General features: G+C 65.5%; 1 protein-coding gene and 1 rRNA gene. One reads left to right on the top strand and one right to left on the bottom strand.

Translation table 11 applies throughout. The features are described from left to right. Positions 1–224: 224 nt before the first annotated feature. Positions 225–1,769, bottom strand: a complete 1,545-nt coding sequence (locus tag Q0996_RS15950) for a M23 family metallopeptidase (RefSeq protein WP_299621832.1) — start codon at positions 1,767–1,769, stop codon at positions 225–227. Positions 1,770–2,343: 574 nt separating this feature from the next. Here Q0996_RS15950 and Q0996_RS15945 point away from each other — a divergent pair. Then, a 16S ribosomal RNA gene (locus Q0996_RS15945) occupies positions 2,344–2,435 on the top strand; the annotation flags it as partial.

Genomic DNA, 2,435 nt, shown 5'->3' with positions numbered 1-2,435 from the left:
GCGCAGCACGTAGGCGTTCTGGGCGCCGATGGCGATGATCAGACCGGCGCCGAGGCCGAGGCCTTCGAGCGCCGGCGCCAAGGTGGAGAGCATGGGTCGAAAAACTCCGCGAACACCCCGTCCGCTGATCTGGGAAACAGACTGAGCGTTGGAAACCGAGGGGCCAGACGGCCGCGCCCGACAAGCGCGGCGGTCCTAGCTTCGGCGCCGCGACTTCCCGGCCTTCAGCAGTCCTGGTCGGTGGCCGAGCCCTGCTCGAGAACCTCGGCGTCCTCGCAGGCGCGCTGGACCATCAGCAGGCCGCCCATGGCAAGTGCGACCTGGCGGTCGATCTCGGCCCGCCGGTTGGCGAAGTCCGCCATCTCGCTCTTTTTCAGCTTGTCGCCGCGGGGCAGGGTCACCTTCAGGGGATTGACCTGCTTGCCGTTCAGGATGACTTCGTAGTGCAGGTGCGGGCCGGTGGAGCGGCCGGTGGAGCCGACGTAACCGATGACCTGTCCCTGTTTGACCCGGGCGCCGGACTTGACGCCCTTGCCGTAGCGGCTGAGGTGGGCATAGGCGGTCTTGTAGGCGGAGCCGTGGCGGATGCGCACGTACTTGCCGTAGCCGCCCTTGCGCCCCGCTACCTCGACGACGCCATTGCCGGCGGCATAGATGGGGGTGCCGCGCGGGGCTGCAAAGTCGGTGCCCCGGTGCATCTTGGAATAGCCGAGGATGGGATGCTTGCGCATGCCGAAGCCGGAGGAAAGACGCGCCCCGTCGATGGGCGTGCGCATCAGCGAGCGGCGCACCGAGGTGCCCTGCGGCGTGTAGTAGTCGGCATCGCCGCTGGCGCGTGTGTAGTGATAGATCTCCGTGCGGCTGCCGGAGAGAGTCATGGCGGCGTAGAGCAGCTCGCCGCTGCGCACCACGGCGCCGGTCTCGTCGACGAAGATCTCGTAAAGCAGTTCGAAGTCGTCGCCCTTTTGGATCTCGCGCTGGAAATCCACGTCATAGCTGAAGGCGCGAATGGTCTCGATCAGCACCGAATGCGGCACCTTCACGTCGCGCGCGGCCACCGAGAGATTGGAATTAATCGTGCCCTGGGCATAGGCGAGGTGCCGTTCCAGCGGCCGTTCGATCTCCTGGGCGGAGAACGCCGCCTCGGGGGCGTTGCGGCGGATCTGGATGTCCCGCTCCGAGGAGGGGCTGAAGCTGATGCCGAGCAGGGGGCCTTGCGCTGCAGCCGCGCCGCTGTCGTCGCGGCTGCCGGTTCCGAAGAAGGCGAGTTCGATCTCCTGGCCCGGCCTCAGGCGCCGGGCACTGAACACCGGCTCCATGGCGGTCACCGCCTGGTGGGCCTGGCTGCGCTCGACGCCGGCGTCCACCAGCAGCTTCATCAGCGTGTCGCCGCGGGCGACGGTGATCAGGCGCGTCACCGGCGGCGGTGCGGCCTCGGCCTCTTCCAGAGCCTCGATCTCGCCCTGGGCCGGCAGGGTGAGCGCAGCGGCGCGCGGCAGGGCCGCCTGCTGCTGGGCGCGGGGCGAGACCTGGGAATCGCTTGCCGGGGTTGCGCCTGCCGGTGCCGGCGCGCCCGGCTGCTGTGCCGTCGCCGCCGCGTCTGGGGATGCCTCACTCGGGGATGCCGCGCCCAGGGTCTGGGCGAACTGGGCGTTGGACCAACTGGCGGCGACGACGCCGCCCACCAGAGGGATCGCAAGAATTGCAGGATAGCTGACCTTTTTTGCGAATCGGGCGAGCGAGTCGAGCCCGGATTGACGGTTCGTCACGATGGAATGCTGCTCCGCACCTGAACAGTTATGTAGGATGCCCCCCGCGGCCGGCCACGACGGCGGTGAATGTTATACCGCCAAATCGTTAACCAATTTTTGAAAATGCTGATCGTACAAGGGCTTGTCAACCTTAAAGGCGGTTAACGGCTGGGCCATCGATGGGACGCGCCCGGCGACTGCGGCCGACCGTAAAATTCTTTTCATAAAGGGTTTGACAGCCCCCCTGGGGCGGCCCTATAACCCGGCCTCCGCGGCAGCCTCGGCCCCCAAGCCGGACGCTGCCGTGCTGCTGTTTGACATTGTTGTTTTGAGAGGAAGGGATACGCGGGCGGCGGGTCTGTATGGTCTGTCGTTTTATGGTCTGGGGTTTTGGGTGTTTTGGCACTTGGGGCCTTTGATTGGACGCGTATTCTTTTAGACGGATCTTGCTCCGGCATTGGCTGGGGTTTGGCTATGGCTGGGCCTTTGGTTTTGGTTGGAGGGAGATTTCGCGCGTTTGATGAGAGGATCCCGTTGATGAGCTTGATGGGGCCTGGGGCGTTTCGGCGTCTTGGGATTTGTCGAGCGAGGTCAACCTAAGAGTTTGATCCTGGCTCAGAACGAACGCTGGCGGCAGGCCTAACACATGCAAGTCGAAGGAGAAGCTTCTCTTCGGAGGGGTGG

The sequence above is a fragment of the Pelagibius sp. genome, from assembly GCF_028289705.1.
In the GTDB taxonomy this organism is placed as follows: domain Bacteria; phylum Pseudomonadota; class Alphaproteobacteria; order Kiloniellales; family Kiloniellaceae; genus Pelagibius.
Note: the sequence above shows the minus strand (reverse complement) of the source record. Positions and strands in the feature narration are given on the sequence as shown.